The following is a 24,896-nucleotide window of genomic DNA, read 5'->3' as shown; positions in this document are numbered from 1 at the left end:
GGAGAGAACTATCTCGGGTGAGATAGTTCTCTCTTGTGACCTCTGCTTACCAGGTTATCTCCTTATGCCATGATATGGCTTATTCTTAAACCTACCTCACCAATGCATATCTCCATGTTCGCCGGCTTTGGTGAAGAGGCCTGCGTTGCCGAACTAGCCGCCAGGGGAGGCGAAGAACTGCTGGTCCATTCCGCTGGGATGATCCTCAACCTTCTTTCGACGTCCCGTTTGCGGCCAGGTCGCCGGAGAGCAGGATGGTGTTTCCGTCGGGGTCAGCGATCAGCGCAAAGTACATCCCGAAGGAGGTCTTGTAGGGTGTACGGAGGCCCTGGTAGCCAAAACCGGTAAGTTCGGCGTACTTTGTATCCACCGCTTCCTGTGTCTCCAGGTAGAATTCCAGAACGGAGCGGTAGCTATCGGCTGCTTCCAGGTGTCCTTGCTCATCCCCGCTGACAAACCCAGGGTCCCAACGAGAAGGATTAGAGTCCAGGAAGAAGGTCAGCCCGCTCCCCATCTTAACTTCAACATGCGTCTGTTTTTCGCTCCCCTCGGGAATGGCCAGACCAAGCCGCCGATAAAATTCCAGTGCTTTGCCCATATCCTGGGTGATCAGGCCGAGCATGTAGAGTTCAAGTGCCATGATGCGTATTCCTTTCGCTTCATATGAATGACATGAGAGTTCATCTCGCTTTGTCATCAACTTCGTGCTTCTATGATAGAGCGAAAGGAAGAAGGGAATCTTGCCTATTCTTGCGCATCCTGGTACAAATATGCGCGGATTTACTCCTGCTGCCGAAAGCCTCGTGGAGTGAGGCCGAGATAACGCTTGAAGATCCGGGTCAAATGGCTCTGGTTGGCGAATCCACTCTCTAATGCAATGTGCGCAAGGGGGTCATCAGTCTTTTTGAGCAGGTGTTGTGCTCGCTCAACCCGCTGGCGTAGCACAAATTGGTGTGGACTCTCCCCCATGGTCTGCCGGAATAAGCGGGCAAAATGGTAGGAGCTGAAGCCAGCCTGTTGGGCCAGGGCCTCCAGCGTGAGATCCTGGCTAAGGTGAGCCTGAATGAAGTCGGTCACACGTTGCACTTGCTGGCGTGTCAGCCCCTGTGACCTCTCTTGTATGTGTATTGGCGCACATGTATAATACTGCAAAAGGTGTACTGCGAGCATCTGGGCCGCGGTTTGGGCATAGAGTTTTCCCGCAGGGGCCGGATGCTCCAGCTCTCGCCACAGCGCAAACCCAATCTGTGTCAGCAAGGGATCCTGGAAGCCTGAGCGCCCAATCAGCGTCAGGCGGGCGGGATCATAGTCAGCCACCTCCTTCACAGTTCGCGCAAACAGATCTTTACTCAAATGGAGATGGAGAGTCTGCGTTGGTTCGGAGGTCAGGCCGTTCCAGCGCAACTCGCTGGACACGCTCCCATCAGGAGCCAGCATCAGATCTTCCGCACGCATGACCCCTCCCTTCCAGGAGCCATTCACAGGGCGACGCTCCATATACATCGCCCCGCCAGCGAACAGCACCAGGGGAATATGGGGCATGTCAGGGTCAGACTCAATAAACCCCTCAAACTGCATTGGCTCATGATATGCACGCGCGACCAGTCCATCCCAACCCATCTCCTCGCTAGAGAGAAAAAGTATTGGAGGAGTCGGCTCATCCGAATGTGCTGGTAGAGATGTGCGCCGAGAAACCGCAAACTTTTCAGCCAAAGTAGTCCCTCACTTCTTTTACTCCATACACATTAAGTTAAGAGTTTCCCCGTCCATGCAAGAGTGGATTATGCGAGAAGGCCGCGGTCCATACAGGTGCGAAAGGTAGGTGCTTCTGAAGGGCGCACCTACCTTTCGCACCTGCATGGGTGTGGGAATTAAGCAACTACTCTCAGGCTTCGGCGCGTATATGGAGGAGGCAGCTCGCGTATGAACCGCGACGCAGTGGCAGCTCCAGTCCTCGCCCCATGAGCGCGGCCCCCGAGAGGACGATCTCTGGTGCAGAGGCATTGCCCAACTCTCGCACGCGATACTGCGTCGCTGGCTGTAGGCCCTGTAAGCGCAGGAAAGGGAGTGGCTCCCAGAAAGGGTTGCTGCGCCGGAAGGCAAAGAGCACCGCTTCACTGCCGTCGGGCGCGACACTTGTGACCGCCGCAAGATCGCCTTTGCTGGCCGTCGGCGAAAGGAGCCAGTACTGATCGCCATCCTGTACCAGGTGGCGAATCGATTTGTAGACGGCGATCCAGCGGGCAGCTTCCGCGAGGTCCTCATCGCTCCAATGCAGCAGGTGACCACCGACCCCAAGCGCACCCATCATGGCGACATGAAAACGGTACTGTACGGGGATCTCATTTACCATGCGGTCATGCGGCATATCAGTCACCCAGGCCCCCATCACGCGACCAGGCAGAATATGCGAGATGCCTTCTTGAATAAAGAGGCGTGCGTCAGGATGTGTATTATCGCTCGTCCAGACCTGGTCTGTACGCCGGAGCACGCCCAGGTCGGCCCGGCCCCCCCCGAGGAACAGGACTCGATACTCAGCTCTGGATGGCGAGCCCGTAAGGCATCCAGAATAGCATAAACGCCCTGTGTATGGCGCACCCATATCTCACGCGCGTCCCCGCCTTGCGCGACGTATTCAGGCCAGCCCGGCTCCGCAAGGGGACGATTCATATCCCACTTGATAAAATCTATCGCATTTTCGGTGAACAATTGATCCAGCACCGTGAGCAGGTACGCCTGTACATCCTGGCGGCCCATATTCAAGACTAACTGGTTGCGCGCCTCGCTGCGTGGGCGCTGCGGGAAATGATAGATCCAATCTGGGTGTGAGCGATACAGGTCGCTATCAGCGTTCACCATCTCCGGCTCTACCCACAAGCCAAACTGCATGCCCAATGCCTTCACGCGCTCGATAAGCGGACGCAGGCCATGGGGAAACTTCTGCGGATCGACGCGCCAATCGCCCAGGCCAGCTCGATCATGCACACGCCCTGGGAACCAGCCATCATCGACGACGAAGAGCTCCACACCCAGCCCTGCGGCACGTTCGGCCAGCAAGCGTTGCCCCTCTTCAGTCACATCGAAGGTTGTGGCCTCCCAGGAGTTATACAATACGGGACGCGGCTGGCTAGCCTGCTTTTGCGGCAGAACCTGCTCGCGAACATAGCGATGCAGGCGGCGGCGTACTCCATTCATGCCATCAAGCGTAAAGCCCGCTACAAAATCGGGCGTGGTAAAACTTGTTTGCGCGGCCAGTGTCCAGGCAAAATCATGCTCGTGAATGCCACCCCCAATCGCGGTGGCCCCAGTGATCGTTGTTGCTATGCGCAAGGCCCAGTTACCACTCCAGGCCAGCGTGCCAAAGTAGACCTCTCCTTGCTGCTCATTGGCCTGGGTATCCAGCGCGAACCAGGGATAGGCATGCGAGCCCGTTACCCCTTTACGCGACTCCAGCAGCGTTGTACCAGTCACAACCTGCTGCTGCTGGAGGCGGCTCTCGCCAGCCCAATGTCCCCCTAATGTGGTCAGCCGACGTGGCACGACCTGGCGTGGCAGATGCCAGACCGCGGAGAATACGCGCTCAAGCACAATAGGGTCCACGCCCTGATTAGTAAAGCACACGGAACGAATGATGACATCGTTCGCGACATCTACCTGGTACAGCAGAGCAACCTGCAAAGGATAGACCGCATCCTGTAAGAGAATGCGCAATGCAGGCAAACCGTCTTGCTCACCAATCTCGGCATCATGAAAGCGAAGGTCGGCATCGCGTGTCTGGTCGGCGAAGGTGATCTTCGCGGCCAGTTCGCCAAGGCGTAGCCCACCAAACGCGGGATATTCTTCGGGCGCGAGCGCCAGGCTGACATCCTGCGATGATCTGTCAGGCGGCATAGATGCTGCGGGGATATCGGAGAAGAAGGCGAGGCGCGCCCCCCAGTAGAGATTGAGTACATACTCCTCCTCTGTAACCCCCAGAGCGTATGTACTATTCTCCGTCACCAGCAGCCAGCTCCGCTGTGTTGGATGCTGGTGAATACCGGTCGTTAAAATATCTGAAGCGCCAGGTGTCTTCTGGTGCCATGATGTGGCTGATTGCTCTAGCATGCTATATCGTCTTCCTCATTTGTTTTTTTATCGAACCAGATGCCGGTGGTTAGCGAATGGAATAAGGCCTGGGACCTCAGTATATCACGGATATTGGCATGCTGTGACGCTTGACGAGCTTCCCATCAATACAAGGCCCATACTTTAGTGAGACATTATGTTTCTATAAAGCGTGTAATCACCGGTAGATCGCTAGGATCGCGAAGGATTGCGCCAATCATACATGCCTGCGCTTACGGCAGGTCCATCTTGAAAAATGAAAGAATACGAGCTATGAGTAGTAATGCAGCTGCCAGCGGGCAGTTTACCATTGGTGGGGACCTTACTGTCAACCGCCTGGGATATGGCGCCATGCGTATCACAGGGGAAGGCATCTGGGGCGAACCCGCTGATCGTGAGGAGGCCCTGCGCACACTGAAACGGATTCCTGAGCTGGGCATAAACTTTATCGATACGGCAGATAGCTACGGCCCCGAGGTCAGCGAGAACCTGATTCATGAGGCACTCTATCCTTATAAAGGTCTCGTTATCGCGACCAAAGGCGGCCTAACCCGGCATGGACCGGATATCTGGCTCCCGCTTGGGCGTCCCGAATATCTGCGCCAGTGTGTGCTGATGAGCATGAGACGCCTGGGTATCGAGCGCATCGATCTATGGCAACTCCACCGGATCGATCCCAAGGTCCCACGCGATGAGCAGTTCGATGTGATCAAACAGATGCAGCAAGAAGGTCTGATCCGACATGCGGGTCTTAGTGAGGTCAATACGGAGGAGATCCAGGCAGCTCAGAAATTCTTCCAGGTCGTCACCGTACAGAACCTATATAACCTGGTAAACCGTCAGAGCGAAGAGGTCCTTGATTACTGCACACGCAACAATATCGGCTTTATCCCCTGGTTCCCCCTGGCATCGGGCAACCTGGCACAGGCTGGCTCACAGCTTGACGAGATCGCCCACAAGCACAATACCACACCCAGTGGAATCGCGCTCGCATGGATCCTCAAGCGCAGCCCTGTAACGTTGCCTATTCCCGGTACCAGCCAGGTGAAGCACCTGGAGGAGAACGTGGCCGCGACGAGCGTCACTCTTAGCGACGATGAGTTCAAGGCGCTCGACGAGCAAGGGAAGCGCGAGTGGCAAAATCAGGCGCAAAATCAGGCACAAAATCAGGCAGGATAGAGATGAACCTGGTTCTACCACATCCGCCATTCAGCGCCTGGCTGCCAAGCAACAGCTAGAAAGGACGTGGTAGAACCTTCTCTATTTATCTAAACATCAATGTAAAGAAGGATTGCAGAGACTCACTTGGCAAAAGGCTGAGCATGGCTTACAATAGCTTGTGTCCTCTCTATACCAGGACACATACTATTCACAGCGAGGAGGCCTTCGCGCCGCAATGACTTCACAGGCTTCTACAAGCATAAAAATTCTGCTTGATACCGATATTGGCAGCGACATTGATGATGCTGTCTGCCTGGCCTATCTACTGGCTCAGCCCAGGTGCGATCTCCTGGGCATCACTACCGTGACTGGTGAGGCAGAGAAGCGCGCGAAGATGGCAAGCGCCCTCTGCACCATTGCGGGCCAGGATATTCCCATCTATCCTGGCGTGGAACAACCCCTCCTCACCCCCATTCAACAACCGCTGTCCCCGCAGGCAGCCGCGCTCGACCGCTGGGCACATGCGCACGACTTCCCTCAGGGTGAGGCGATCACCTTTATGGAGCAAACCATCCGCTCTCATCCGGGCGAGGTTGTTCTGCTCGGCATTGGCCCAATGACCAATATCGCTCTGCTCTTTGCGACCTATCCCGATATCCCTCAACTCCTCAAGGGCCTGGTGCTGATGTGCGGACAGTTCGCTCCTTCTGGACGCGAATGGAACGCCCTCAATGATCCCTACGCGGCTGAAATCGTCTATCGCGCAGCTGTGCCCATCCACCGCTCTATTGGCCTGGATGTGACGATGCAGGTCCGTATGGCGGCCTCGGAGTTCCACCAGCGCTGCACGCATCCCCTGCTACGCCCGGTCCTGGATTTCGCGGAGGTCTGGTTTGAGCGCGCCGATATGGTGACCTTCCACGATCCCCTGGCGGCGGCGACAATTTTTGAGAACGCGCTCTGCACCTTCTCACCTGGCAATGTCTCGGTCGAGATCAAGGATGAGGGCAAAAGCGGGCAGACCTACTGGCAACCAGGCGGCGTTCGCGCACGCCACGAGGTAGCCCTCTCAGTCAATGCCGAACGCTTTCTTGAACACTACTTCCACGTCTTTCAGTGACGACTCCGCTTGGGTTAAAAACCCAGCAGCTTCTCAGGATGCTTGCGCATCCTGAAGGCTCCGTCCGAGCCAGCGACATTTGATGTTGATGGCGGCATTGTGGTCCTGGTCGAGTTCGCAGCCACACTCGCACGAGTGCCAACGCTCCGAGAGTTCCTTCTTGACCACAGTTCCGCAACCGCTGCATATTTGGCTGGTGTACTTCGGATCAACTTTTAGGACCTGCACAGTACCAGCATTTTCAGCTTTGTACTCGCATAAGATAATAACCCACTCTGCTTCTAATCTCTGGAAGGGGTATTCGGCCTTACCCTTGCTCACCGTTATCTCCAGCCTGTCAACCGGAATAGCGGGGTCCAAGCTGAGAGTGTTGATTAAGGCTTTGACAAGGTCGTCGTCGTTGCGTGTGGCAGTCTCGGGCAGGCGGACCTCAAGTTCGTTGTTAACATCCTTGACGCCACGAACGCGGCGCGCGGCGTCCTCGGCTGCAATCTTTTGCGCATACGAATCGACCCAGCCTTTGAGGCTGACAACTCCATCTTGCACAATGACCTGGATGTTGTCTGGCTAGATGCACTGATCCCACTTCAGTTCTTCCCTGCCTTCTGCCCAGATTTCTTCATCACTACGAATACGAATCGCCACGTTGGCTGTCTCCTTTCCATTCTTTACTGTTTCAACATAACGTAGCAAGGAGTCTCCTGGCTTCTAGCCGTGGGGAAGCCGTCACAATGGGTCGGGGACGACATCCAGAGCACCCTGACACTTCCCTCGATTATACACAAGAGCGTGATACAACTCTTTTAAATCATCAGTCATAGGATGAATATTTTGTAGATCCGCAGGCAAGTCAGCAAGAGCCAGGGGAATGTTCTCCTTGTTAAGGCGTATAACAAGGTTTATGGCTTCAGCTACATTGCCACTCATCACTAGTCGAACGTTTTCATCACCTATTCCAGATTGTCCTTCTGCTCCTGAAAAATTTACACCTAGCGCGTAAACAGCGTATAAAACAGGATGAATATTTTTTTAACGCTGGGTACTTCACAATAATAAATTCTAATAGTTTGCTACAATAGAAGTAAAGAACGATGCTCTTCTGAAAGGGTTCTTTCCCCAGCCTCTCTTGGTCTCTCCCACGAGGATTGAACATCATACACTCGTCATCAGGATTGGTCAGCTAGAACGAGGATAGACATTGGAGACGCTGACCAGATACTGGTGTCTCTGGGAGAAGAGCACTCCTTGGGAGGAAAAATGAGCGTGTATGCACGCTCGTTTTCCCCCTCAAATCAGCGCAGCGTTAAAACCGTGCGGGAATAGCGATCACCTTCATCGTGAGGTTGGCATACTCCCAGGAACCCGCGCGAGGCATCCAGAGTTCGCGAATCTCTCCATCATCGCCAACATAGGCGACTTGCTTGGATTCGCCCGCGGACCAGGCATAGCCATCCATGGTGGTAATCGGCGTGATCGGCGCATTGGTTTTCGTGGTCAGATCTGTATACTGCCAGCTTCCACTCGCGGCAACGGCGAGTTCGTGAACGTGCCCATCTTGACCAACATAGGCTATTTGCTTTGACTGTCCTTGCGGCCAGGCATATCCCGTGATGACATTCGTTGCCAGCGGGGCCTGGATCATCGTATGCAAATCGGTGTCGGTCCACAGTTTCCCAATCGATTGATAGAGTTCATGAATATGCCCATCCTCGCTGACAAAGGCGACTTGTTTGCATTGGCCTTCAGGCCATTCGAAGCCAACCTTCACCTCCACCGCACGTGGAGCGTTGGTCTGGGCGCTTAGATCGGTGTGTCGCCACATGCCCCAACTACCCTGACACAGCTCATGAATATGCCCGTCCTGGCCGACATAGGCTATCTGCTGGCAATGGCCCACTGCCCACTCATAGCCAACCATTCTATGGCTTCCGGGTAAGGGAGCAGCGGTCAGATCTGTCAGGTCGACATGTCGCCATGCTTTTCCTGCTTCCAGATACAATTCGTGAATGTGGGTATCATCGCCCACAAATACGATGTGCTTGGAATGACCCTCTGCCCAACTATAGCCTGCGGACACTTGGATGGCTGGAGGAGCGCCTGTGATCAAGCTGAGGTTGGTATGCTGCCAGGATCCACCCACACTCACCCGGAGTTCGTGAATATGGTTGCCAGGTCCAAGGTAGGCGACCTGCTTGGTTCCCTCTTCAGGCCAGGCAAAACCAACGAAGAAGCGGCTCTTGGCGATAGGAGCACCTGCCTGGAGCATCAGGTCGGCATGCTGCCAGTCCCCCCCAGCCCCCACATAAAACTCGTGGATATGGTGGTCCTGACTCATATACGCAACTTGCTTGGTCCCTGCTTGGGGCCAGTCATATCCTATCAATGCTTTCATTGTCTGTTCCTCTTTCATGAAGATGAATGGTCTTAAGGCAGTTGGAGATGCATGTCTCGGCACCTTATTCGCTCCCTGTGGCTTCTTGTGAAGGCGCACCAGTGAACAAGGAAGAAGGCATGAACGCCCATCTTCTTCTGGGCAACTCCCGTTGCGTGAGAGAAAGCCGTGTGAGCAAGGCGCTTACGCAGTTTGGCGTCTGCGAGCGCTGGCTTTTAGAGAAGGCTGTGGCACCGAGAACCAACGTCGCCATATGAGGAGTGTCTTGCATATGCCAAGGGTGCATCGCACTGCCAGATGTAGTATACAGACCCTCTTCATCTACAGATTGAAGAAAGCCTGTTATACGTGCTTACTTCGCTCGCTGGTCAAACCATTGAGGGGCCAGCAAGGTCACGCCTCTGGGCAGTGAGAACAAGAGCTTGCCACGGAGAGGAAAGGCTTCGCTGAAATTATGGTGTTTACCTCTAAATGGGTTAAGAGGGATACCTTCCCAAGTTCTGTGTAAAAGAGCAAAATCGAAGAAGTTTTTCTGATTCCTGGATTTATACTGTTTCTACTTGCAACTTACAAGCGGATAATGTGTTCACGAGAGGAAACCACCATTGAGAACAGTCATTTCAAAAGACGATACCCTAATTGCGTTCGACCGGTTGGGTGAGGGATCGCCGATTATCTTGGTGAGCTCCGCCTTCAACGATCGATCGGCAGGCGCGCCTCTGGCTCAGTTGCTGGCATCGCACTTCACCGTGTTCACCTACGATCGCCGGGGGCGAGGTGACAGTGGGGATAAGGCACCGTATGCAGTCGACCGCGAGATCGAGGATCTTGAAGCCCTCATCGTCGAAGCGGGGGGATCAGCGTCGGTGTTTGGATATTCCTCCGGTGCGGCCCTTTCTCTAAAGGCGGCAGCTCGCGGAGTCGCCATCACGAAGCTAGCGTTGTATGAGCCCCCGTTGATCGTTGATGAGAGTCGACCTCGGCCACCAGAGGATCTCGCGGCACAACTCGCCGAGCTGATAGCGGCGGGTCGTCGAGGTGAAGCGGTCGAGCTCTTCCAGACGAAAGGGGTGGGCATGCCTGTCGAAGTCGTTGCTCAGTTGCGACATGCCCCATTCCGGCCCGCGCTTGAGGCTATGGCGCACACCCTCGTTTACGAAATGACCATCCTAAGAGATATCCAGTTGGGGAAACCATTGCCAACCGAATTGGTGTCCTCCGTCGTGATCCCCACGCTCGTGGTGGACGGTGGGCAGAGCCCTGCATGGATGCACAAAGGCGCAGAAACGCTGGTAGACTCCCTGCCTAAAGGGCAACACCGCCGCCTCAAGGATCAGACACACGATATCGTCCCGCAGATCCTCGCTCCCGTGTTGGAGGAGTTCTTCGTCGACTGATATGGCATCTAGATCTATCTTAACCATCTCCTGTAGTATCATCTCAAATATCCTTCTTTGAAAAGGCTGGCCTTTACACAACACTCAGCATGGCCTCGACGACCGGGCTTGTCCTTCAAAAAACAAGCTTGGGTGGGGAGTCGTTACAGGTGAAAGGCGTAGAGCTTGTGATCACCAGAGCCAACATAGACCACGCCGTTAGCCACTGTTGGCGAGGAGGTGATCCAACCGCCAGTTGGATCGGAAGACCAGAGGGGGGAGCACATGCTCGTGCCGCAGCCACTCGCTTTGTAAGCGTAGAGTTTGTGATCATCAGAGCCTACATAGACGACGTCATTGGCCACTATCGGTGAGGAGGTGATCCAGTTGCCAGTTGGGCTGGAGGACCAGAGGGGGAGGCAGAGGCTGCTACCGCATCCTGCAGCATTGTAGGCGTAGAGTTTGTGGTCATGAGAACTCACGTAGACGACGCCGTTGGCCACCGCTGGCGAGGAATAGATAAAGTCTCCAGTTGGGCTGGAGGACCAGAGGGGGAGCAAGTGCTCGTGCCACATCCCTCTGCATGGTAGGCGTAGAGTTTGTGATCATGAGAACTCACGTAGACGACGCCGTTGGCCACTGCTGGCGAGGAATTGATGATATCTCCAGTGGGATTGGAGGACCAGAGCGGGGAACAGGTATGTATGCCACTGCCACACCCATCAGCTCTGTAAGCGTAAAGCCTGTGATCATTCGAGCCGACATAGACCACGCCATTGGCTACTGCTGGCGAGGAGTAGATGATGCCACCAGTGGGATCGGAGGACCAGAGTGGGGAACAGGTGTTTGTGCCACACCCATCAGCCCTGTAAGCATAAAGTTTGTGATCATTCGAGCCGACATAGACCACGCCATTGATCACTACTGGCGAGGATTCAATCGCTTGGCCGGTGGGGGCAGAGGACCAGAGCGGGGAACAGATGCTTGCGCCACACCCATTGGCCTTGTAGGCATAGAGCCTGTGATCATCAGAACCGACATAGACAATACCATTGGCTATTGCTGGCGAGGAGTTGATGATGCCGCCGGTAGGGTTGGAGGCCCAGAGTGGGAAGCACATGCTCGTGCCGCAGCCACTCGCTTTGTAAGCGTAGAGTTTATGATCATCAGAGCCGACATAGACCACGCCATTGAGCACCGCTGGCGACGAGCCAATGAAACTGCCAGTTGGGCTGGAAGTCCATGCACTCTTGAGACCGGGCACCGTAGTCGCGTTTAAGATATGTTCAAACGGATTATTGCGGGTACGCTGAGCGTCGAAGCCAAACATACTCCTGTCGGTGGTGGCTGGTTGAGTGTACGCGGTAGCGGTCACTGTGGTGAAAGCGTTCACGGTTGCCGTTCCTCTGTGTGCTGTCACCGTGGCATTCGCATTATACGTGGAGATCTGCATTGTCATCGTCGATAGGCCAATACTGCCAAGAAGAACAAGGACGGCCAGACCAAGAAGGAAGAGAACAAGCGGTCGAACCCTCTGTTTCCCATGAGGTGATGGCACAGCATGAGCGATGCTGGAGGAAACGGCAGACGGTGGGAGAGCTGGAGCACCTGCTGCTTCGGTCAGTTCAGAGGTGGGCGGAGGTGATGCGAGTGGTGTGGAAACAGGAGAGAGAAGCTTCTTGGGAAAGACGGGGCCACTTTCCAGAGGTGCGACGACCTCAACCGATTCCGCTGTTGGTGTCGGTACCGCTGCTCCCGGAAGCGGGAACGTGTTGAGCGAGGATGGGAGCGGCACAAGACGGGGGGATCTCTCCTGTCTCTCGCTGGCTTGCTGAAGGGCGTTCGCAAAGGCCACCACGCTGGCAAAGCGTTGGCGAGGCTCCTTCGCGAGCGCAGTTAGCACAACCTGTTCCACTTCGGTGGAGAGCGTTGGCACCTGTTCACGTAAAGGAGCAGGCGATGCCATTTGTTGTTGCATTGCGATCTCAGCAGCTGTCCCTTTGAAGGGGCGGTTGCCGGTGAGCCACTCGTAGACAACGATGGCAAGGGCATATTGGTCGCTGGCCGGGCACGGGTTGCCCTGAAGTTGTTCGGGAGCCATATATGGCAGCGTGCCACTGATGCCTTCGTGTGCGTTCAGCGAGCGGGAACTGTGTGCGACGGCGGCAATGCCAAAGTCGCTGAGCAGCACCTCGTCGTGAGCCCCCAGTAGCATATTTTCCGGCTTCACATCTCGATGGATGAGATGCTGCTCGTGGGCATACTGCAATGCGGAAGCGAGCGGTGCAATGTAGGAGAGCATGGTAAAGAGAGATACCGGTGTTCCTTTAGGGTGTTTGTCGCGTAGGGTGCCGTGAGAGGCGTAATCCATCACAAGATAAGGGATCTCGTCACGATCAATGCCAAAATCAAGCAATTGAATGATATGGGGATGGCGCAGCCGGAAGGTGCGGGCCTCGTTAATAAATTCCTTGAATTCGTTGCTCCCTGCCAGAGGGGTATGAAGCACCTTGACCGCAGCTTGAGTATGAATATGTTTGTGCTCTCCAAGATAGACATCGCCAAAGCCGCCACCCCCCAGCCTACGCAACAAGTGATACTCTCCAATGTGTTGGCCGACACGATTGGGACGATCCGCCATTGTACACCTCTTTTTGTGGCAGAAAGACACTCCATCTACGCTCACGGCTCTATTCTAGAGCACGCATATATTACATGTCAAGTTTGCATGGTCACATTTTGATGGTATTGCCGATAGCAGGGTGGGAGGGATGTTCACGGAGCAGCGTTCCTTCACCAGGAAGAGGTTTTTGGTTCTCCGTTCTGTCCTGTGCTCACCTCATGCTCGAGAAAAAGAGATTCAAGCCAACTGGTTTCTGCCAGGAATCTCCACAAAGCACTGGCAAAATTTCCGTCTCGCTGTGTGGTAGATGACGGAGAGCCAATTAGGTAGGTATAAGGGTCATTCGTATTTCAAAAGCCTCTCATGCATTGCGCCTTGTCAACGCGTTGCCTTTGGGCAAGGGGGCTAGTGGCGAGGGAAGTGTTCACCCTCGCTTGGTTCTCTCTTTGGAGCTTCAGAAGGTGCAATACACAGCTTGGGATGATGCTTGCTCGTCTGCTCCACGGCAGCGTTTAATCGTTGTTGTATGGTCTCGCCTGAGAGACAAATGAACATCCCGTGTTGAACGAAATAGTAAATAAGGTGAAATCTGCAACGATTTTGATGGTCTTCCCACGAGACGCGCAACGAGATGAAAGCCAGTTGCCTGTCAGGTCTCACATTACTACCTGTTCCTGTACATCTAGGAGGGGGCTAGTCTCTTGTGTCCTTCCTCGTGCTTCGCCCGGTTTGAACATTGATCTGTGTTCTTGATAAAAGAAGCAAGAGTCGGCCTATTCGCTCTTGTTCTCGACGGGGGCCCACCTGCCGGGCAGAGTAAGTTGCTGAAAGAACTCGTCCATTTGTTCCACCGAATACGGCATATCCTCGGCGAGCCACCATTTGAGCAGCGTCAGGAACGTCGTGGCCAGGTAGTGCGCCACCAGTGGGGCTGGCACCCCCTTGTCTTCCGGTGCGCTGGTGGCGCCGGTCAGAGTGTGTTCAATCGTCTGACTCATGGTCCTTTCCACCACCTTCCAGAGGGTTTCCCCTGATCGACTCCTGATGAGTCCTTGAAGCTGGGGGATGTTTTGCTGGACATGCTGAAACAGCTCCAGGCTCGGTACCACCTCCTGCTTCCCACTTCTGCTCAGGAGTTGCTGGAGGAGCTGTTCAAACAACTCTTTGAGCAGCGAAGCTTGAACATCGTCTTTATCAAAATAATGAGCATAAAAAGTTGAGCTGCCAATATTCGCCCGCTCCAGAATGTCACGTACAGTGATCTCCTCATAGCGTTTTTCCTGTAACAGTTCCGCGAGTGCTGATCTGACCAGTTGGCGCGTCCGTCGGGAACGGCGATCCTGTTTCTCTTGCTTCACACAACTCCCCCTTTTTCCTGGACACTTTTGAACAAGTGCGCGGTAGTGCGTTGTTTGTTTCGATTGCTTCTAGTCAACAAAGAGATTTTCCCTTGTAATAGAGCATAGAGATATCCTCCATTACAGGAGACTCTCTATTACAGAATAGTCTGTTTTTTTGAAAGGAGCAAGTGCTATGTCTCTACAGAAGCCCCAACTGGGTGGAGCCTCTTTTCACAACTCGCCTGGGATCGTCATTGCTTTCCCTGCCTGGTGGTATGACCTGCTCGTGCGGTGGGTGGTCATGAGCGGGAAAGAGCACACGTTTCGACAGATGGCCGCGGATGTGGCGCAACTTCAGCCTGGCGAAACCGTACTGGATGTCGGGTGTGGAACTGGCACGCAGGCGCTGGTTGCCAAAAAGCGTGTCGGAGAGTTGGGACAGGTATGTGGTATCGATCCATCGCTGTCGTTGCTTGCTGGTGCTCGCCGCAAAGCAACGCGTGCTGGTCTCTCCATCGATTTTCAGCCGGGAGGAATCGAGCAAATCCCCTTTCCCGACCAGGTGTTCGACGTCGTGCTCTCGACCTTTGTGATGCACCATGTGCCGGACAACCTCAAGCACCAGGGGCTGACTGAAATTGCCCGCGTCCTCAAACCAGGAGGGCGTCTGCTGATGATCGATTTCAAGCATTCGGAGGAACACCAGAACCGATCTGAACCGTTTGGCGAGGGAGAGATCGGTCTTCAAGATCTGCCTGCACTTTTGAAGCAAGCGGGTTTCTCCCAGAGAGAAACTGGGGAGATTCCGTTTCGCATCAGAAGTGTGTCATCAGCACACAAGCACTACGGTTTTGTGAAAGCAAGAAGGAGCTAGGGGTGCTTCTTGTCAGAGAACGAAGTGAGGAAAAGGAGTCTTGCATTGCGACAGTATCAGAACGCACGCCAAACACAGGGAACCAGCGGTGGCCCCAATGGATCACTTATTGAGTTACGCCAGGTCAGTAAAGCCTACCAGACACCATCTGGCTCATTCACCGCACTGCGTGAAACCAACCTCCATGTTTGGGAAAATGAGTTTGTCGCTATCGTCGGCAAGTCTGGCAGTGGCAAGTCAACATACGTGTGCGGATGGGCCTGACGGTGAACATCACCACTCGCCCATCTGTATGTTCAACCCCGCTCGGCGCGCCCGACAGGAGTTCGCCCCTGACACGTAGGGTCGGAGTGCTGCTGTTCACGGCGCTCAAGCGAACGACGTTCGTCTTTGGGGCGATGAGCAGAGAAGGAACCGATCTCTGCCTTGTTAACGAGGATCGACGAGAAGAAGTATGGTGCATCCTACAGTACCAATCCAGACCTCATCCGAGTCTGTTTCTTCGACCCCTTCCTGGTTCGGAGAATCACACCCAACAAGAAACCCCACTATTAGATCGAGTCTGTGGTGAGGTCACGGTCACCGACCCGGCTCATCCCCTCTATGGGCAAACCCTCCCGCAGCTCCCCATGCGGGTCAAGCATCATCCGCTCCAGGTGATGGTGCTGCTGTCAAGCGGGCGGCGGCATCTGGTGCCACGAGCGGCAACCAATCTCGAACGCTCAGAGGGGGCAGCCTCGCCTGCTGCTCCCTTGCCTGCCATCTCAGTTCGGACTATTCTTCCTCTAGCACGCCTGGTGCAGCAACTCAAGCAGGCCAAGGAGGAAAGCCATGCCGAGCAAACAGCGTCAACCAACCATCCAACAGAGTCCTGTGTCCCCAGGTCCCACGACGATCTTTCAGCGGCTTCCCCAGAGCCATCAACAGCAACTGGCGCACCTGGTCGCCGACCTCATTCGGCGCGTGCGCGCAGCCGCGCAAGAGAGGGAGGGTGACCATGAATGCTGAGTTGCTCTCTCTCATACCAACCACCGAACAGCGGGCCAAGATGGCCTATGTCTACATTCGCCAATCCTCGCTCATGCAAGTCACGCGTCACGCTGAGAGTACCGAACTCCAGTACTCGTTGGTGGAGCGAGCTGTCCAATTGGGATGGCCTCGTGAACGCGTGGAAGTCATTGATGAGGATCTGGGCAAATCTGGAGCCGACGCCTTTGCGCGTGGCGGCTTCCAGTACCTACTCGCCGAGATTAGTCTGGCTCGCGCTGGCCTGGTCCTCAGCTACGATGCCTCCCGCCTGGCCCGCAACAATCGCGATTGGTATCAACTGTTGGAAGTCTGTTCGATCTTCGGGACCCTCATCGCCGACGGCGAACGTCTTTACGATCCTCGGCTCTACCATGACCGTCTTCTGTTAGGCTTGACTGGCATGCTCAGTGAGGCTGAGCTCCACCAACTCAAACAGCGCATGCAAGCGGGAGCACGACACAAAGCCGAGCGGGGAGAACTGCGCCAGGGGCTACCCGTGGGATTGGCTCGTGGGCCTGCCAGAGAAGTCATCTTGAATCCGGACGAAGAAGTGCAGGCGCGCATCCGGCTGGTCTTTGAGAAATTTCGTGAAATCCGCTCGGCAGGGGGCGTGATGCGGTACCTGCGGGCAGTGCACTTACCGTTGCCAGCTTGCCCCAGGGTCGGCCCAGATCCCTACGAGGTGGTCTGGCAACCAGCACGCACCTCAGGCATCCTCGATATTCTCCACAATCCAGCCTACGCCGGAGCCTATGTCTATGGGCGCAAGCTCTTTGACCCGGCACGTCGCACTCCAGCGCATCCGAGTGGAGGGCGAATTCTGCAGCCCATTGACAAATGGGAGATTTGTTTACACAATAGATATCCAGCGTATATTTCGTGGGAAGAATTTCTGGCGAATCAGGACCAATTACGCGCGAATAGTTTGCGCTATCGAGAGGAGCGGCCTGGCGTGGCACGCAAAGGGCAAGCGTTACTGCAAGGGATCGTCCGCTGTGGGCGGGGCGGAGCCTTATTCCACTTGCACTATTCTGGTCAGCAGGGCGAATGGCCCGAGTATCGGTGTAGCGCCGACCAGAGCCAGTTTGGCGGAACAGATTGCCAACGTGTGCGTGCGCAGGCTCTGGACCGGCAAGTCGAAGAGCGGTTCCTGGAAGCGCTGCGGCCAGATCGCCTCACGCTCGCCCTAGCGGCCCTAGCGCAATTGGAGCAGGAAGAGCAAGCTGAAAGCAAGCAGTGGGAACTCCGTCTGGAGCGCGCCCGCTACCAGGCCAAGCGAGCCGAGCGTCAGTATCAGGCCGTGGAGCCGGAAAACCGGTTGGTAGCTCGTTCGCTGGAGAAGCAGTGGGAAGAGCAACTCCGTGCCGTGGAAGCGGCGGAAAAAGAATACCACGCCTGGAAATCCCGTCGCTTTGGCACCCTCACGCAGGCGGATCGCGAGGCCATTGTGGCCCTGGGCAGCGATTTACCCGCCCTCTGGCAAGCGGAGACCACCACCAATGAGGAGCGTAAACAGATGCTGCGCCTGGTGATTCGAGAAGTCATCGTCGATAGCAGACGGGTTGAAGGCCAGGTCTGGGTTCAAATCAACTGGCAAACGGGGGCTCAGGAGCAGTTCTGGTACCAACGCCGGGTGAACAGTTATGCCGTGTTTACTGGTACCCAGGCGCTTGAGCAACGTGTGCGCGAGCTCAATGCCGCCGGGCTGATGGATGCTCAGATTGCGGAGACGTTGGAGCGGGAGGGATATCAGACCCCTGGGCTCATTCACCCTATTACCAGCAAGATCGTCTGTCACTTGCGCGCGAAGTGGAAGATCCCGACAGTGAAGCTGAACCACAATCAACATAACCCTGCCAAGTGGGAAGATGGCACATACTCCGTAGAAGGTGCTGCAGCAAAGCTGGGTGTGGGTCAGGACACGATTTTCAATTGGTTGAAAACGGGCAGACTCAAAGGCGAGCATCTGGGTAGAAGCATGCCCTGGAAAATTTATTTGACGGAAGATGATGAAAGACGACTGAACGCCTGGCTGAGATGTCAAGGCCGACGTACCAGACAATCAAAAAGGGAGGCATCATGACGTATTCGAGGAAGTTGTGTTGATGGCGGCGTATCGACGCCGTGCACGATGTTCTGATAAACATCGCTGAACGTGTGCATTTTGCGCGGCGGCGCTTCGGGCGCTATGAGGGTGCGACATGAAGCCGTTTCAATGTCCGTCTCAACGACGAGAATCGTGACGAGACCTGCTGTTTCACCAGCAGTATCCTACCAGGACATGCGGTCGCGGTAACGCGGCGGTGTGAAGCTCCTGGGACAATGTAGCCACAGCCGAAAGGCTGCCATCGCGCATCGCGAGAGGACGATGGGACTGCGAGCATCAACGCGGTTAGGAGCTAGAATTGAGTGGTATGGACAGCGTATGCTGTGCAGGGCGATGCAGGCACTTTACCTGCTGGCTCTGGACCCGGTTGCAGAAGCCACAGCTGATCCTCACTCCTACGGTTTCCGTCGAGAACGATCAACGGCAGATGCGATGAAAAGGTGTTTCCTGCAAAAGAGCAGGAAACACTCGCCGCAATGGGTGCTAGAAGGTGACATAAAAGGCTGTTTCGACGCCATTTCGCATGAATGGCTCCTTCGCCATATTCCTATGGAAAAGACCATACTCAAGAAATGGCTCAAAGCAGGATTCATGGAAAAACACGTTCTCTATCCAACAGAATCGGGAACACCGCAGGGAGGTATCTGCACTCCTCCCGCAATAGTGCAAACATGGCGAGTGGTGGTCCGAGGGAGAAGGAGGAGTCTGAGGTCCAACGCGAAAGATCACGTGGACCTGCTCCTCATCAATCTCCACCCGTTTGACAAGCGTTCGAATAAGCTCCCGACGTGTTAGCCAATCAGCGTCATGCAGTCCCTCTCTCACCTTCGCAGCAAAGGTTTCCAGCCGTCCAAGGATGAGCCGAAGCTCCTGCTCCAGGCTGGCCTCATCTTGGATCTGTCGAATATGCTCTTGCACCTGCGCGAGCCGTTCTCGCATCCGTTTGATCCGCGGTTCAAACTCTGCCTTCTCGATGGTGCCCTCCGCATAACTGTCAATCAAGCGAGCAATCCCCTGCCGCAGCCTTCCCTGACTTGCCAGGAACCCTCTCAGTTCTGGGGATGGCTCCTGCTCCGAAGTCTGCAGCCGCTGCCGATACTCCTGCTCTAAGCGCGTTGGATCCTCTAGCAAGGCACACACCTCATTCCAGACGGCCTCTTCGAGCAGATCCGTCCGGACTTGCTTGTTCCAGCAGAGCCGGACGCCGCCGAAGCGATAGGCATCGGCTCCAATGCAGCGGTAGTAGGCATAGGCCCGTGGATGACCTTTTCTGGCACTGGGACTGATCGCTTTGCCATAGAAAGCATACCCACACTGACCGCAGACCAGCAAGCCCTGCAGCAGATAGCGTGCGCCTCGTTTCCCGAGACGTGCCCGCTGTTGATTTTCGCCCAGTTGTTCTTGCACAGCCTCGAAGAGTGCTTCATCAACGAGGGCTGGAACAGGAATGCTCATCCAGTCTTCGCGAGGGACATCCTGGGTGGAAACGGCTCGCCGCGGCTGCAGAGGACGTCCTCGTTGCGCACGGAGTCGTGGCCGCAGTGGTTCCAAGCGCGTTTTGCCGAAGGCGGCTACCCCTTTGTACGCCGGGTTGTGCAGCATATCGCGGACCGTGGCCCGATCCCAGACCGTTTTGCCCGTTCGGGTGCGCTCTTTGGCCGCTGTGAGCCGCCGGCAGACCTCCCCGATGGAGCAGCGATCGCGTCCCACCCAGGTGAAGACCTGACGAACCACGCGGGCCTCCTCCAGGAGGATGTCAAAGCGTGCCTCTCCCGCCCCATCGTGTTTGCTGACATAGCGATAGCCGTAAGGAGCCCCACTCAAGACACTCACGGTTCCCACGTGCGCTGCATGCCGTTTCCCCCGACGGCTGCGTTCCATGATTTTCGCGCGTTCATATTCGGAAATCATGCCCTGGACTTGCAGTAAGAGCTGATCTTCAGGCGTTTGCCCCACTTCTCGATTGAGAAAGACCACCTCGACGCCGGCGCGCAACAATTCTTCAAGCAGAAGGACTTGATGAGCGTAGTTGCGGGCGAGCCGATCAGGACAATGAACAAAGATACGGTCGAGACCTCCCGCAGCCGCCACATCACGCAGTCGCTCTAACGCGGGGCGAATGAGCGTCGCTCCGCTGTAGCCATCGTCGATGAACTCATGCTCAGGAGGAAGTGGCAGACCTAACTCGGCCACGCGAGCGCGCAGTTCGCGCACCTGGCTCTCAATCGTCTTGGCATCACTCTGTTGTTCTGAAGAGACACGGGCGTAGATGCCCACTTGCACTTCATCCATGACAGCTTCCTTTCTCCGACACTCGTCGGCTCTGGAAAACCTGTTCAGTGATGGCTCGCTGAGCAGGAAGGTGCCGTCGAACGAGAGGCACAAGACAGCGATAGGCGTGGTGCAGAACAGTGTGCTCAAGGCGGTTTGGCTCAAACATGACCTGCACCTCCAATACGATGGCAGTTTTGTGAGATCGCTTGGTCATGGCACCCTCCTTGATCTCGCGTCTGTACACCTTCAGCCCAACGCCCACTCCCATGCAGTGGGGCTCCGTGAAAACCATCTCCATAGCTCGCCTGAAGGTGGTTACGCGGGATCGCTACTTGATACACGAACCCCAGAACCAGTTTTGCAACATTGGGGGTGGCGTGTGTTCACCTGTACTCGCGAATATGACGCTAGACGGCCTGGAACGGGTGTTGAGAGAGGTTATCCGACCAACGACCAGGAAAGGCAGTAAGGCGCTCGTTCATCTGGTACGGTACGCAGATGATTTTCTGATCTCAGGCAGCTCGAAAGAGGTGCTTGAGCAGGAAGTCAAACCGGCGGTGGAACGGTTCTTGCGTGAACGTGGCCTCACTCTTTCACAGGAAAAGACCGTGATCACGCATATTGAGAACGGGTTCGATTTTCTCGGACAAAATGTACGCAAGTACGACGGGAAGCTGCTCATCAAGCCATCAAAGGAAAGCGTGCTGGGTCTCCTAGAGAAAGTTCGAACGCTCGTGAAGGCGAACAAGCAAACCCCTGCCGGAAAACTCATTGTCCAATTAAACCCAATCATTCGGGGATGGGCCTTGTATCACCGGCACATGGCGAGCAAGAGAACCTTTGCGTACGTGGATCATGCGATCTTCGAACTCCTGTGGCAATGGGCAAAGAGAAGGCACCCAAAGAAAGGACGGCGATGGGTGAAAGAGAAATACTTTCATACCGTTGGTCAACGGCAATGGGTGTTCTCAGGCGAGATTGAGGGAAGAAAAGGGGAGACCCTGACCGTTCACCTCATCAACGCAGCAGACACACGCATCCGGCGACACCGCCTGATTCAAGGGGAAGCAAACCCGTACGATCCAGCCTATGAAGCATACTTCGATGAACGAATGGGACTCAAGTGGCTCCAAAGCTGGCTCAAGCGAAGAAAGCTCATCACTCTCTGGAACGAGCAAGAAGGAAAATGTCCGATCTGCGACCAGAAAATCACGAAAGAGAGTGGCTGGCATGTCCATCACATTCTCTACCGGGTTTATGGCGGTACAGATCAGCTCTCCAACTTGCTTCTCCTCCATCCCAACTGTCATAGACAGGTGCATCACCAGCAGTTAGACGTAACGAAGCCGGGTATGGAAACGTGCCTTGAGGAGGCTTGAGCCGGATGACACCGAAAGGGTCACGTCTGGTTCTTAGGGGGCTGGTGGGCAGTAATGCCCACCCAGCTACCCAACTGGTCGATTTTCTCGCGGTCCTCTTCGGGTAGGTCATCAGCGGCGAGCGCACGTTGGAGACGTTCTATGAGCGCTGACAACCTTTTGCTACTCCGTTCATGACTCTCGTCCGAAGAGAGCGTCTCCCCCATCGCTCGACGCTTCGTCGCTTTCTAGCGGCGCTGAACCAAGCGGTAGTTGAGGCATTGCACACGGTGTTTCTCGCGCGACCTGGTCGCCCAACCGCTTGAGAAAGAGGAGAGAACAGGAGGATTGTGGGACCGGCGAGAAAACCAGTGGGTAGTATTCGATGTGGATGGCACGAGCCAAAGAGCTCTCGCTGGCCGATCGAGGGTATCACCTGCATGTCTACGAGACGTTGCTGTGGCATGGGCAGGTGGAGCAGGCAAAGGGCTAGGAGCCTGGGGAATGGGGCTGCCTGCTGAAGCGCTCAAAGCTCTCAAGCAGGTCATCACGTACCTGGAAAACCAACGTGACTGGATAGGATCGTATGAACAATGGCGTGCGCAAGGCTATCCAATCGGGAGCGGGATGATCGAGCGAACCGTGGCACTGATCAATCGTCGTATGAAGAAGCGAGGCATGCGCTGGAGACGTGCCAATGCCACTGCGGTCGTTGCCTTGCGGGCCGATCTGCTCAATGACGACTGGATTACACCTCAACCATTACGAGCTTTTCCTTGAGCCAAACCCTGGGTTTTGGTCAGAACCGACTGCCACTCAGTTTCCCCTCATCAGTCCTTGTTGCCAAGCAAAAACTGCTGCCTGGGTTCGATCCTGCATCTGCAACTTGCTCAAAATGTTACTGACATGCCTCTTGACGGTTTTTTCACTCAGCACTAAGGTTTCTGCAATGACCGTATTGGAATGCCCGCTGGCAATCAGGCGCAGAACTTCCAGTTCGCGCTCGGTCAAATCCATCAAATCAAGAGGCGTCTGCCGTTTTGCTTCACGCACTTCTTGAATGACACGTGTTGCTACGCGAGCATGGAGCACCGATTCCCCCCTGGCGGCTTTCCTGATGATCTCTGCTAGGTCGCCTGAGCGAATATCCTTCAAAGTATATGAGATAGCCCCGGCACGTAGTGCGGGGAAAATATTCTCATCTTCGTAAAACGACGTAAGTACAATCACCTGGGTTCCCGGACTGATCTGCTTCACCGCTCGGGTGGCTTCAATCCCATCCATACCAGGCATCACCAGGTCCATCAGCACCACATCGGGAAGGGATTGTTGCACACAGCGAAGCGCCTCTTCCCCCGAATCGGCTTCCCCGATAATCAGTAGATCCTCCTGTAATTCGACAAACGCTCGGACGCCCTGACGAACCACGCTGTGATCATCCACGATGAGAATAGTGATCGGCTCTCCCATAGACTTCTTCCTTTTCTCGTATTGCTCCTCAATGTACCAGGGCTTGACTGTTTCTGCATCGCACCGTGATGCGTGTGCCCTTTCCCACCTCGCTGTGGATGGTAAGCGTCCCGCCCAGAGCCTCCATCCGCTCTTTCATGGAGTCAAGGCCGATCCCCCAACGTTCTCTCTTTGTCGGGTCAAAGCCGCATCCGTTATCCACCAGTGAAAGCATCACCTGTTTCTGTTCGTCCTCCAGGCGTATCTGAACAGTGCTGGCCTGGCTGTGGCGGGCAACGTTGGCAAGGGCTTCTTGCGCCACACGCCACAACGTCTCCTCAAGAGCCTGAGAACGCACACCGGTCTCTGCTATCTGTACCTCAGTCCGAATAGCGTTCTGACGACTCCACATTTCCAGATAGTCCCGAAGAGCAACGCCAAGCCCCTTGTTCCTGAGCAGAGAGGGACGCAGTTCCTGGATCAGCGTCGTGAGGTCCTGCTGGGCCTGGTATGCCAGCATATCTATCTCTTTGAGGTACTGGTGAACCTGCTCATGCCTGTGCTCAGGCAACGAGAGCGCTGCTCCAATTTGCATGGACACCGCAAACAGGTGTTGCTTCACGCTATCGTGCAAGTCTCGTGCGATCCGCGCGCGCTCCTCCAGGCGTGCAGTATGTTGGGTCAGAGCCTGCCCTTGTGCGATGCTTTCGACCAAGCGCTCGGCCATCCAATTAAACTGCAACTCCAACTGCCCAACCTCATCATTACTCGTGAGAGCGACTCGCTGGCTATACTCTCCATCGGCGAAGCGTGTGGTTGCCACCACTAGATGACGCAGACGCTGTATCAGTTGACGGGTCGTCATCATGCCAAAGAAGAGACCAATCGGGACCGTGATCACGAGCAACCCGAGACCACTGGTGAACCACCCGCCAAGAAAACGAAGGAGAAAATGCTCAACCGCGATGTCTGGGGGAAACTGGACATAGATGGCCCCGATTGGCCGCCTGTCCCTGCTCCAGACGGTCGCAGCGGCAGACCGCACGCGCCCTTGTGAAGTTACCTCGACCATCGTCCCTGATCTGCCCGCCAGTGCGTCAGCACTGAGCCTGGACTGCGGCGATGGCAAATGGGTAAGCGGGGTTGCAACTGGGATATGCGCCGGATACGAACTGGCAAGTACACGACCTGTTGGCCCAATCAGCAGCGCAAACTTGACTTGCTGAGGATCAGAGGAGGCCGCCTCAATAGAAGGAACACGATCCTTCCAGAGATCCGATGCTTGCTCCTGGTCCCCAATCAGAGAAGCAGGTTGACCAGGCAGAAACGTGCTGTGAGGATTGAGTTGCACGCCTCCCCCTTGAATAGATGCTGCCATTGCATAGAACTGAGCCATTCGTCTGGCCTTTGAAAGATTTTCCTGATCATCGAAGGGACCATAGACCCGTAGCCAGAAAACGACGAGTCCAGCCAGCAGTTCCAGCAGGAGTACTGCCGAGACGGATATCATGATATATGACAGGGTCATGCGCAGAGATAATCCTGACCATTTCCCCGGTGTCCGTTTGCCTTTCTCGTCGTGTTGCTCGACTCGCGGGTCTTTGTTCTTCATGCGTCCTCCTCTATCTTTGATTGGCTCACGGTCTTTTCTTCAGCATAGTATACAATCTGTGGATGAGGATTGAGAGA

21 protein-coding genes and 3 pseudogenes are annotated in these 24,896 nt (G+C 55.3%); 10 read left to right on the top strand and 14 right to left on the bottom strand.

Going from position 1 to position 24,896, the window contains the following annotated elements; translation table 11 throughout:
- Positions 1-205: 205 nt before the first annotated feature.
- From KTE_RS46145 to KTE_RS46130, 4 genes and pseudogenes are all read right to left on the bottom strand, one after another.
- A complete protein-coding gene (locus KTE_RS46145) occupies positions 206-640 on the bottom strand; it encodes a VOC family protein (protein WP_201394195.1) in 435 nt (144 codons plus the stop codon).
- A 140-nt stretch (positions 641-780) separates the two neighbouring features.
- Positions 781-1,713, bottom strand: a complete 933-nt coding sequence (locus KTE_RS46140; RefSeq protein ID WP_201394193.1) for an AraC family transcriptional regulator — start codon at positions 1,711-1,713, stop codon at positions 781-783.
- A 172-nt stretch (positions 1,714-1,885) separates the two neighbouring features.
- Positions 1,886-2,110 carry a GH36 C-terminal domain-containing protein gene (locus tag KTE_RS48640; RefSeq protein ID WP_236601068.1) on the bottom strand — a complete coding sequence of 75 codons (225 nt, stop codon included), beginning with the start codon at positions 2,108-2,110 and terminating at the stop codon, positions 1,886-1,888.
- Between the two features lie 144 nt (positions 2,111-2,254).
- A pseudogene (locus KTE_RS46130) lies at positions 2,255-4,104 on the bottom strand (alpha-galactosidase); the annotation flags it as partial.
- 273 nt (positions 4,105-4,377) lie between these two features.
- On the opposite strand from KTE_RS46130, the gene KTE_RS46125 reads away from it, so the two are divergent.
- Positions 4,378-5,283 (top strand): aldo/keto reductase, encoded by a 906-nt coding sequence (locus KTE_RS46125; protein WP_236601032.1) that lies wholly within the window; start codon positions 4,378-4,380, stop codon positions 5,281-5,283.
- 217 nt (positions 5,284-5,500) lie between these two features.
- The gene (locus KTE_RS46120) at positions 5,501-6,385 is read left to right on the top strand and encodes a nucleoside hydrolase (RefSeq protein WP_201394186.1); all 885 of its coding nucleotides are present in this window, start codon (positions 5,501-5,503) and stop codon (positions 6,383-6,385) included.
- A gap of 33 nt (positions 6,386-6,418) precedes the next feature.
- Here the strand turns inward: KTE_RS46120 and KTE_RS50380 are convergent, their stop codons facing one another.
- Together KTE_RS50380 and KTE_RS46110 are read right to left on the bottom strand one after the other, a co-directional pair.
- Positions 6,419-6,943: a zinc ribbon domain-containing protein gene (locus tag KTE_RS50380; protein WP_374226892.1), complete on the bottom strand. Its 525-nt coding sequence runs from the start codon at positions 6,941-6,943 to the stop codon at positions 6,419-6,421.
- Between the two features lie 745 nt (positions 6,944-7,688).
- Positions 7,689-8,777 carry a hypothetical protein gene (locus KTE_RS46110; protein WP_201394181.1) on the bottom strand — a complete coding sequence of 363 codons (1,089 nt, stop codon included), beginning with the start codon at positions 8,775-8,777 and terminating at the stop codon, positions 7,689-7,691.
- Between the two features lie 605 nt (positions 8,778-9,382).
- On the opposite strand from KTE_RS46110, the gene KTE_RS46105 reads away from it, so the two are divergent.
- Positions 9,383-10,174: an alpha/beta fold hydrolase gene (locus tag KTE_RS46105; protein ID WP_201394180.1), complete on the top strand. Its 792-nt coding sequence runs from the start codon at positions 9,383-9,385 to the stop codon at positions 10,172-10,174.
- 143 nt (positions 10,175-10,317) lie between these two features.
- On the opposite strand, the gene KTE_RS46100 is transcribed toward KTE_RS46105, so the two are convergent.
- The 3 genes from KTE_RS46100 to KTE_RS46090 form a co-directional block, all read right to left on the bottom strand.
- Positions 10,318-10,728 carry a PQQ-binding-like beta-propeller repeat protein gene (locus KTE_RS46100; protein WP_374226878.1) on the bottom strand — a complete coding sequence of 137 codons (411 nt, stop codon included), beginning with the start codon at positions 10,726-10,728 and terminating at the stop codon, positions 10,318-10,320.
- Positions 10,632-12,794 (bottom strand): serine/threonine-protein kinase, encoded by a 2,163-nt coding sequence (locus KTE_RS46095; RefSeq protein WP_201394178.1) that lies wholly within the window; start codon positions 12,792-12,794, stop codon positions 10,632-10,634. The genes KTE_RS46100 and KTE_RS46095 overlap by 97 nt, the downstream gene beginning before the upstream one ends.
- A gap of 755 nt (positions 12,795-13,549) precedes the next feature.
- Entirely contained in the window at positions 13,550-14,134 is a 585-nt protein-coding gene (locus KTE_RS46090) for a TetR/AcrR family transcriptional regulator (protein WP_201394177.1), read from the bottom strand.
- A gap of 175 nt (positions 14,135-14,309) precedes the next feature.
- Here KTE_RS46090 and KTE_RS46085 point away from each other — a divergent pair, with 175 nt between their 5' ends.
- The 5 genes and pseudogenes from KTE_RS46085 to KTE_RS48625 all read left to right on the top strand — a co-directional run.
- Positions 14,310-14,990 (top strand): class I SAM-dependent methyltransferase, encoded by a 681-nt coding sequence (locus KTE_RS46085; RefSeq protein ID WP_201394176.1) that lies wholly within the window; start codon positions 14,310-14,312, stop codon positions 14,988-14,990.
- A gap of 45 nt (positions 14,991-15,035) precedes the next feature.
- Positions 15,036-15,254: a hypothetical protein gene (locus tag KTE_RS46080; RefSeq protein ID WP_201394174.1), complete on the top strand. Its 219-nt coding sequence runs from the start codon at positions 15,036-15,038 to the stop codon at positions 15,252-15,254.
- Between the two features lie 2 nt (positions 15,255-15,256).
- Entirely contained in the window at positions 15,257-15,985 is a 729-nt protein-coding gene (locus KTE_RS46075) for a DUF5372 family protein (RefSeq protein WP_201394173.1), read from the top strand.
- 2 nt (positions 15,986-15,987) lie between these two features.
- Complete coding sequence (locus KTE_RS46070) at positions 15,988-18,102, top strand: recombinase family protein (RefSeq protein ID WP_201394171.1); 2,115 nt, start codon at positions 15,988-15,990, stop codon at positions 18,100-18,102.
- Between the two features lie 351 nt (positions 18,103-18,453).
- Positions 18,454-18,780 (top strand): annotated as a pseudogene (locus KTE_RS48625) (reverse transcriptase domain-containing protein); the annotation flags it as partial.
- 495 nt (positions 18,781-19,275) lie between these two features.
- Here the strand turns inward: KTE_RS48625 and KTE_RS50375 are convergent.
- Together KTE_RS50375 and KTE_RS46060 are read right to left on the bottom strand one after the other, a co-directional pair.
- Positions 19,276-20,418: pseudogene (locus KTE_RS50375) on the bottom strand (recombinase family protein); the annotation flags it as partial.
- On the bottom strand, positions 20,411-20,614 hold the full coding sequence (locus KTE_RS46060; protein WP_201387584.1) for a hypothetical protein: 204 nt from the start codon (positions 20,612-20,614) through the stop codon (positions 20,411-20,413). The gene KTE_RS46060 and the pseudogene KTE_RS50375, both read right to left, overlap by 8 nt.
- A 67-nt stretch (positions 20,615-20,681) precedes the next feature.
- On the opposite strand from KTE_RS46060, the gene KTE_RS46055 reads away from it, so the two are divergent.
- Positions 20,682-21,779 carry a group II intron maturase-specific domain-containing protein gene (locus KTE_RS46055; protein WP_201394167.1) on the top strand — a complete coding sequence of 366 codons (1,098 nt, stop codon included), beginning with the start codon at positions 20,682-20,684 and terminating at the stop codon, positions 21,777-21,779.
- Between the two features lie 20 nt (positions 21,780-21,799).
- On the opposite strand, the gene KTE_RS49200 is transcribed toward KTE_RS46055, so the two are convergent.
- A complete protein-coding gene (locus KTE_RS49200; RefSeq protein WP_255553080.1) occupies positions 21,800-21,934 on the bottom strand; it encodes a hypothetical protein in 135 nt (44 codons plus the stop codon).
- Positions 21,935-22,262: 328 nt separating this feature from the next.
- Here KTE_RS49200 and KTE_RS46050 point away from each other — a divergent pair, with 328 nt between their 5' ends.
- On the top strand, positions 22,263-22,538 hold the full coding sequence (locus KTE_RS46050) for a hypothetical protein (protein ID WP_201394158.1): 276 nt from the start codon (positions 22,263-22,265) through the stop codon (positions 22,536-22,538).
- A 36-nt stretch (positions 22,539-22,574) separates the two neighbouring features.
- Here the strand turns inward: KTE_RS46050 and KTE_RS46045 are convergent, their stop codons facing one another.
- Both KTE_RS46045 and KTE_RS46040 read right to left on the bottom strand, forming a co-directional pair.
- Positions 22,575-23,228 carry a response regulator transcription factor gene (locus KTE_RS46045; protein WP_201394156.1) on the bottom strand — a complete coding sequence of 218 codons (654 nt, stop codon included), beginning with the start codon at positions 23,226-23,228 and terminating at the stop codon, positions 22,575-22,577.
- 28 nt (positions 23,229-23,256) lie between these two features.
- Entirely contained in the window at positions 23,257-24,819 is a 1,563-nt protein-coding gene (locus KTE_RS46040; RefSeq protein WP_201394154.1) for a sensor histidine kinase, read from the bottom strand.
- Positions 24,820-24,896 lie beyond the last annotated feature (77 nt).

The sequence above is a fragment of the Ktedonobacter sp. SOSP1-85 genome (assembly GCF_016587415.1).
Classification (GTDB): Bacteria; Chloroflexota; Ktedonobacteria; order Ktedonobacterales; family Ktedonobacteraceae; genus Ktedonobacter.
Note: the sequence above shows the minus strand (reverse complement) of the source record. Positions and strands in the feature narration are given on the sequence as shown.

Excerpts from the sequence above, each read along its gene's own strand:
- KTE_RS46095 (WP_201394178.1), bottom strand. The coding sequence starts at position 12,794 with ATGGCGGATCGTCCCAATCGTGTCGGCCAACACATTGGAGAGTATCAC.
- KTE_RS46125 (WP_236601032.1), top strand. The coding sequence starts at position 4,378 with ATGAGTAGTAATGCAGCTGCCAGCGGGCAGTTTACCATTGGTGGGGAC.
- KTE_RS46070 (WP_201394171.1), top strand. The coding sequence starts at position 15,988 with ATGAATGCTGAGTTGCTCTCTCTCATACCAACCACCGAACAGCGGGCC.
- KTE_RS46060 (WP_201387584.1), bottom strand. The coding sequence starts at position 20,614 with ATGACCAAGCGATCTCACAAAACTGCCATCGTATTGGAGGTGCAGGTC.
- KTE_RS46120 (WP_201394186.1), top strand. The coding sequence starts at position 5,501 with ATGACTTCACAGGCTTCTACAAGCATAAAAATTCTGCTTGATACCGAT.
- KTE_RS46050 (WP_201394158.1), top strand. The coding sequence starts at position 22,263 with ATGGGGCTGCCTGCTGAAGCGCTCAAAGCTCTCAAGCAGGTCATCACG.
- KTE_RS46100 (WP_374226878.1), bottom strand. The coding sequence starts at position 10,728 with ATGTGGCACGAGCACTTGCTCCCCCTCTGGTCCTCCAGCCCAACTGGA.
- KTE_RS46145 (WP_201394195.1), bottom strand. The coding sequence starts at position 640 with ATGGCACTTGAACTCTACATGCTCGGCCTGATCACCCAGGATATGGGC.
- KTE_RS46085 (WP_201394176.1), top strand. The coding sequence starts at position 14,310 with ATGTCTCTACAGAAGCCCCAACTGGGTGGAGCCTCTTTTCACAACTCG.
- KTE_RS46045 (WP_201394156.1), bottom strand. The coding sequence starts at position 23,228 with ATGGGAGAGCCGATCACTATTCTCATCGTGGATGATCACAGCGTGGTT.
- KTE_RS46040 (WP_201394154.1), bottom strand. The coding sequence starts at position 24,819 with ATGAAGAACAAAGACCCGCGAGTCGAGCAACACGACGAGAAAGGCAAA.
- KTE_RS46110 (WP_201394181.1), bottom strand. The coding sequence starts at position 8,777 with ATGAAAGCATTGATAGGATATGACTGGCCCCAAGCAGGGACCAAGCAA.